At 62.0% G+C, this 6,000-nt stretch carries 9 protein-coding genes; 7 read left to right on the top strand and 2 right to left on the bottom strand.

All coding sequences use genetic code 11. From position 1 onward, the window contains the following. The first annotated feature begins 106 nt into the window (after positions 1-106). From NG696_RS04700 to NG696_RS04685, 4 genes are all read left to right on the top strand, one after another. Positions 107-997 carry a ComEA family DNA-binding protein gene (locus NG696_RS04700; protein ID WP_252565479.1) on the top strand — a complete coding sequence of 297 codons (891 nt, stop codon included), beginning with the start codon at positions 107-109 and terminating at the stop codon, positions 995-997. Position 998: 1 nt separating this feature from the next. Next, entirely contained in the window at positions 999-2,030 is a 1,032-nt protein-coding gene (locus NG696_RS04695; RefSeq protein WP_252574404.1) for a hypothetical protein, read from the top strand. A gap of 9 nt (positions 2,031-2,039) precedes the next feature. Further along, entirely contained in the window at positions 2,040-3,590 is a 1,551-nt protein-coding gene (locus NG696_RS04690) for a recombinase family protein (protein WP_252574401.1), read from the top strand. Between the two features lie 122 nt (positions 3,591-3,712). Beyond that, entirely contained in the window at positions 3,713-3,970 is a 258-nt protein-coding gene (locus NG696_RS04685) for a hypothetical protein (protein WP_252574398.1), read from the top strand. 2 nt (positions 3,971-3,972) lie between these two features. Here NG696_RS04685 and NG696_RS04680 read toward each other — a convergent pair whose 3' ends face one another. Then, entirely contained in the window at positions 3,973-4,248 is a 276-nt protein-coding gene (locus NG696_RS04680; RefSeq protein WP_252574395.1) for a hypothetical protein, read from the bottom strand. A 39-nt stretch (positions 4,249-4,287) separates the two neighbouring features. Here NG696_RS04680 and NG696_RS20740 point away from each other — a divergent pair, with 39 nt between their 5' ends. The 3 genes from NG696_RS20740 (at position 4,288) to NG696_RS04670 (ending at position 5,414) form a co-directional block, all read left to right on the top strand. Next, entirely contained in the window at positions 4,288-4,416 is a 129-nt protein-coding gene (locus tag NG696_RS20740; protein ID WP_256471945.1) for a hypothetical protein, read from the top strand. Positions 4,417-4,531: 115 nt separating this feature from the next. After that, complete coding sequence (locus tag NG696_RS04675) at positions 4,532-4,939, top strand: hypothetical protein (protein ID WP_252574392.1); 408 nt, start codon at positions 4,532-4,534, stop codon at positions 4,937-4,939. Next, positions 4,929-5,414: a DUF6998 domain-containing protein gene (locus NG696_RS04670; RefSeq protein WP_252574391.1), complete on the top strand. Its 486-nt coding sequence runs from the start codon at positions 4,929-4,931 to the stop codon at positions 5,412-5,414. Before NG696_RS04675 ends, NG696_RS04670 begins: the two co-directional genes overlap by 11 nt. 67 nt (positions 5,415-5,481) lie before the next feature. Here NG696_RS04670 and NG696_RS04665 read toward each other — a convergent pair whose 3' ends face one another. Further along, the gene (locus NG696_RS04665; RefSeq protein ID WP_252574388.1) at positions 5,482-5,709 is read right to left on the bottom strand and encodes a hypothetical protein; all 228 of its coding nucleotides are present in this window, start codon (positions 5,707-5,709) and stop codon (positions 5,482-5,484) included. Between the last annotated feature and the right edge of the window lie 291 nt (positions 5,710-6,000).

The following is a 6,000-nucleotide window of genomic DNA, read 5'->3' as shown; positions in this document are numbered from 1 at the left end:
AAAGGCCGGCACCTTTCCAAGACAAGGAAACCGGCCTCGGGCCATTACGGCTCAAACCTGAGGAACCCTCAAACAATTACCGACCCACGCACCTAGCGTTGGGAGCATGTCACGCCGGGACGCTGGAGCAGCACGCCAGGGGGCCCGGCATGCCCGGGACCGGCTGCAGTCTACGCTCGGAGCCGGCCCGGGGCTTCTGCTCACCGACAGCGGCGAAAAGGTCTTTGAGTACGACGGCGGTGCTCACGTTTCCGGTGACGCCTCCGCTTCGGGGGCTGCTGATGAGTCCCCTCCCGGTACCGGTAAGACGGGACCGGCCCTGAGATGGCGGGTTGGCGTGCGGGTCGCCCTGCTCATCGCCGCACTCGCGGTGCTGGGCGGCGCCTGGTTCTGGTCACAGGTTGCTGACGGTCAGCCCGAAGTCATGCCACTGAGTGACATCTCCGCCCAGGGCAGCCTGCCCGCGGGGGAAAGAACCCAAGGCCAGGAGCCCCCCGGGGCAGGGCCGCCTGAACTGCCCGCGGAAAGTCCACAGGCCGGCATTGTCATCATCCATGTGGCCGGCGCCGTTGCCGTGCCCGGGGTAGTGCAGTTGCCCGCCGGCAGCCGGGTTCACCAGGCGGTCGCCGCGGCAGGCGGCGGCGCACCCTCAGCCGACCTGAACCGCCTCAACCTTGCTGCCGTGCTGACGGACGGACAGAAGCTCTACGTTCCCCAGGCCGGCGAAGAAATCCCCGCCGGTTCTTCCGGCCCACTCGGGGAATCGGGGGAGGGGACTGGCAGCGGTGGGACCGCGTCAGCAGGAGGAAAGGTCAACCTCAACACAGCAGGCGTCGAAGAACTGGACGCCCTGCCGAAGGTTGGGCCCGTGCTGGCGCAGCGGATCGTGGACTGGCGCAAGGAACACGGCCCGTTCAAATCGATCGAGGAGCTCGACGCCGTGGACGGCGTGGGTCCAAAGATGCTCGAGACACTCCTTCCCCTGGTAGGCGTCTGAGATGGCCAGGCGCAGCCCGTGGAGCCGCTTTGTTGACTCAGCCGTGCAGGACCAAGGGGCTCCCGCAGCCCACCCGGCTCTCGTGGACACGCCCGCCGGGGCTACACGCGCCGGGGTCCAGGCCGGTGGGCTGAAGGTCCGCAGGCTGGGCGAACGCGTCGGGACGAAACTCCGGGGCCAGGAGCCAGCGAAGTCACCAACGGACGCGCCGCGCCGGCGTACCGACGTCAGGCTGGCACTGCCCGCCTTCCTCGTCTGGAGTGCCGCCGTCGCCGGCGTCTGGCTTACCCCTGTGGGATTGGTGGGGCTGTGCTGCGGCTTGGTGCTGCTGGCCACGTTCCTGTTGATCCGGGCCTCTCGCGGCCGGGGGCTGGTGGCAGGCCGGCGGAGCTTTCTTATGACCACCGCGGTTGCCTTGGTGCTGGCCGCGACCGCCGCGGCCCATTCGGCAGTCTCCTCGTCGCAACGCAACGATGGGCCGCTTGCCGAAGCTGTCGCCGACGGGAATTCTGTGGTGGCCATCCTGGAAGTCACCGGATCCCCGCGGGCCATGACAGTTCCGGGAACTTCGGGGCCGCCCGCACGATGGTCGGTATCGGCGCAGACGGAGGAGGTCACCGTCAGCAGCCGGGTCATACGCACGCGTGCCCGGGTGGTGGTCATGGGCGGCAAGGGCTGGGGAGATTTGGTGCCCGGCCAGGTGGTCCGGACGGCCGGCAAGCTGAAGCCACCGGACGCGGGCCAGCAGGAAACAGCTGTCCTGTCGGCCTCCCTGCCACCCCGTGCCGGCTCCGGCACCGACAGCAGCGCCGGAGCCGATGATGCCGACGCCCCGGGCTGGCAGCTCGTAGCGAAGGACCTGCGCGTCCGGTATGTCTCCGCTGCGTCCTTCCTTGCCGCTGATCCGGCCGGTCTCCTCCCGGGCATGGTCACCGGAGATTCCAGCGCCCTGGACGAAGGGCTCAATGCGGCGATGAAAACGGTGGGCATGACCCACCTGACCGCGGTCAGCGGGGACACAGTTATAAAGTAGGGTGGGTCAATGGACCTCAAAAATCTGCTCGTCCGCGAGTATCTGCGCGTGTCAAAAGATCGTAGTGGCAAGGGCAAAAGTCCTGACCAGCAACACACGGAGAATGCCGCAGCCCTTGCGCAGCAGGGATGGGATCTCCATCCTGAGCCCTACCGTGACAATGACCGGAGTGCCAGCCGGTACTCGAAGCAGGCGCGTGAGGGTTTTGCACGCTTGATGATGGACCTGGAAGAAGACACCTTTGGCGCTGGTGCACTTGGGCTGTGGGAGTCAAGCCGTGGATCACGCCGGACGGGGGAGTGGGTCGACCTCATCGAACTTTGCGAGATGCGCGGTATCCGCATCTGGGTGACAACGCACGGCAGGTTGTATGACCCGGCCAATGCTCGTGACCGTCGATCATTACTTGAAGACGCAGTCGACTCCGAGTATGAAAGCGCCAAGACGAGTAAACGCCTGCAACGCGACATGCGTTCTAACGCTGAGAAGGGCCGGCCGCACGGCAAGAAGATCTACGGCTATCGGCGTGTCAAGGATTCTGAGACGGGCGCCTTGGTTCGGATTGAGCCTGATGCTGATCAGGCACCTGTAGTGCAGGAGGCAGCACGGCGCGTCCTTGCGGGACAGACTTTTTACGCCATTGCCAAGGACTTCAACGAACGCGGCATCCCGCCGAGGCGTGAGACCCGCAAAGAACATCGTCAGGGTCTTGGCTGGACGCCCCCGGCCATTAAACAGATGCTGAATATGCCCGCCTATGCGGCAAGACGTCAGCACCAGGGGGAGATTATCGGTGACGCCATGTGGCCGGCGCTCATCGAGCTGGACACGTGGGAGAAACTTCAGATCATCATGAGTCCTCCGGAGCGCAAGCGGACTAACGACTGGCCGGCCAGACACCTGCTCACCGGAATCGCTGTGTGTGGTGTGTGCGGGGCTCCGATGAGAATCGGCAAACAGAACGCCGGACGACGGAAGGACAAAGTAACCGGCGAGGCGCTGCCGAAGCCCATTGATGAGGACGGCAATGGGCTGCCGTATCCGTTTTACAACACATATATCTGCGTCGGAGTGCCCGGGAAGACTGGTTTCCACGTCGCGATGCGAGACTCGCATCTGGACGAGGTTGTTACAGAGCTGGTGTTGGCCAGGCTGGAGCGGCCTGATTTCTTGGCCATGATCGGGGAGCGCGGCGAGGGCACGGACGCCGAACGCCAGGCGATTTTGGCGGAGATTGCGAGCTATCAGGACTATCTGGACACGGTGCGCGAGGACGCCGCCCTGAAACTCAGGTTTGATCTGCTGATGGATCAGGAGATCAGAATCGGGCCGAAGATCAAAGCAGCCCAGACGCGCCTGGAGAGGCTTTCCGAGATGGACCCGTTCGTGCTTCGGCTCGTGCGCGAAGGCTCGATTAGAGACACGTGGGAAAAGATGGAATTGCCGGAAAAGCGTCGCGTCATTCGTGCCGTGATGACTCCGAGGGTAAATCGGGTTGCACCGGATGCGAAGGGACAAAGAGGCGTCAACCACAAACGTGTCGACGTAGTTTGGCGCTGAGAGTTGAGTTCGGGGACAGGAGTCGGCGCGTTGCGACCCGCCATGGACCAGGTGTGCCGCGCAACTGTCGGGCCGATAGAGTCTCAGGGTGGTACAACCACCACGTCGACGAAGGGGGAAACATGAGCCAAGAAATTGTCGAGAGCATCACCAAGTGGGCGAAGGCCGATGAGGTCACCACACTGGTCGGGCAGTACACCGGCTACAGGGAGAGCGAAGAGATCACCGTCGCTATCTACGACCGCCCGGATGGTGGCCAGTACCGGTTTACGGTGCATGCCTACGTCACGAGCGATCCGTCGCGGCACGGCCACGGCAACGGTGGAGAGACTATCGAGGACGCGCTGTCGACTTACCACTGGAACGATCTGTCCCGCTGAGGCTAGTGTCGGGCGTTCTCACTGCGGGAGCGTCCGACTTCTCGTTCTGGCAGCACTAACAAACGAATAAGCGCCTCCAGGCCATCGAGCAGAACGAATACCGGCAGGCCGTGCGGCGCCATGTCCATGCCGTCACCGCCTGGTTCGAGTCGCCTAGCGTAGCGGTCGTCGGTAATGCCGGCTTTGATGAAGACCCAAACAAGCCCTTCAAGTTCCGGAACGGCCAGCGCGGTCAAGCCGTGCGACTGCTCGACGACGGATGCTTCGTCGAGGAGCACCGGCATCGATTCCTGGCTAGAAGACCTGAACCGCTACAGGTGGTCCACTCAGGGGACGTCGCGGTGCTGTTCGTGGACACCCGGCCGGTGGACGCCATCGTGTTCGCGCACAACCCCCTGGGTGCCGACGACCCTGGCCCCTACTCGTTCTTGTACTCTTCGAGGTAGCACTTTGTGCTCTTGGTCTGGCTCACGCTCGTGTCCTATCTATGGTCGTTGTTCGACCTTATCCTGAGCGTTCCGGACATCTGAGGCGACCGATGACTGGGGGAGTAGCAACACCATGGAACAGAAACTCTGCAAGAAATGCAGCAGCGAACTCCCTGACGACCATAAAGGTGCACGGTGTGACGAGTGCAAAGCAAAAAGAATGCTCAAAATTAAGAAAATTGGATTAGTCGTCGGTGCGGCATTGTTTGCGGCAGTGGCTGTTTTTTCGATCACCCGTACTGAATCCAACGAGGACAGTGAATACGACGAAGACACTGAAAACGATGAATTGTCCCGGTCCGATAGCAGCAGGGCCGCCGAAATGGGAATTTCGCTCACGGATTACCACATACTGAGCGAGGGCATCGAGGATGGAAAGCTTTCAATCTCGTGGGCCAATTACAACCTCGACGCCATAAAAGACGGATTATTGTCGGCCCGTGAAGTCGTCAATTCAGGGAGTCCCGACGATGACGACTGACCAAGCAGCCCGTCTTGCCATGCTTACCAATCACGAACTTCTAGAGATGCCCTATGCCCTTCTGGTTGAACTGAAGCGCCGCTGCATCATCCGCACCGCCGACCTCGTTGGAGGAGTCGGCGAACACCTCGCCTGGCGAATGTACGGAGGGGTCCTTGCCTCGAACGGCAACAAAGCTTACGACCTCACCGATCCCGGGGACCGTCTTATCCAGGTCAAGGCACGCGTAGCGAGTCGCGGAGAGGGGAGTCTCAAAATCGGGTTGAGATCCACCGATGGCTTTGACGCCTGCCTGGTACTGCTGCTGGATCCACAGACCCTCCGGCCACTGATGGCCCGGGAGGTCAGCCAGGAGGGCGTCCTCGGAATGAAAGCGAGAAAGCGGTCTCTATTTATCAGTGACTTCCGCGCCGCCGGCATCGACGTTCTGGATCGCGCCTCCTATGCGTGGGAGGCCGTCGGCCGCGACGGGTGAGCCGTCAGCGACGAGCCGTCGGCCGTCCACAGAAATCTCTGGCGCATCGCCTCACCTGGGCGAGTCGTCACTGAGCGGATGCTGCATCCCTTTCTTGTGCCTCCGCTCTTGCGCTTATCTCGTCGGCCTCCCTGCGCTTCCCGACGAGCAGTTCGACCAACTGCTCGTCAGTGATCCAGTTATGCAAAGCCTTGAGCCTGCGGCTGCGCCACATGCCACCAGGCACCTTCTCGTAGATCAGCGCGAAGCCCACCCGGACGCGGGTGCCCACCGGCAGATGCCTCAAGTCGCTCATGTCTCCTCCTCCGTGTGGCTTCATTCTTCTCCTAGACCAACATCTCGGACAGTGGGGGACGGCGACCGTCTGACGACCAGGTCAGCGAGCCCTCGGGATATTAACTGAAGAAGCCGGAAAGCACCAGGCTTTCCGGCTTCTTTTTTCTTACCCTGCGAAGACCTACACGAAGTGCGCAATCACCGTCAAGCGAAAATGAGCCGAATCTGCGACTTTTTGAAGAATTCTCAACACGCTCCAAATCCACACCATAATGTCGCTTATGATGTGGATTATGTGAGAGGGTCAATT

The sequence above is a fragment of the Pseudarthrobacter cellobiosi genome (genome assembly GCF_023913755.1).
GTDB classification, from domain to species: domain Bacteria; phylum Actinomycetota; class Actinomycetes; order Actinomycetales; family Micrococcaceae; genus Arthrobacter; species Arthrobacter cellobiosi.
This window is presented reverse-complemented; position numbering and strand designations above follow the sequence as displayed.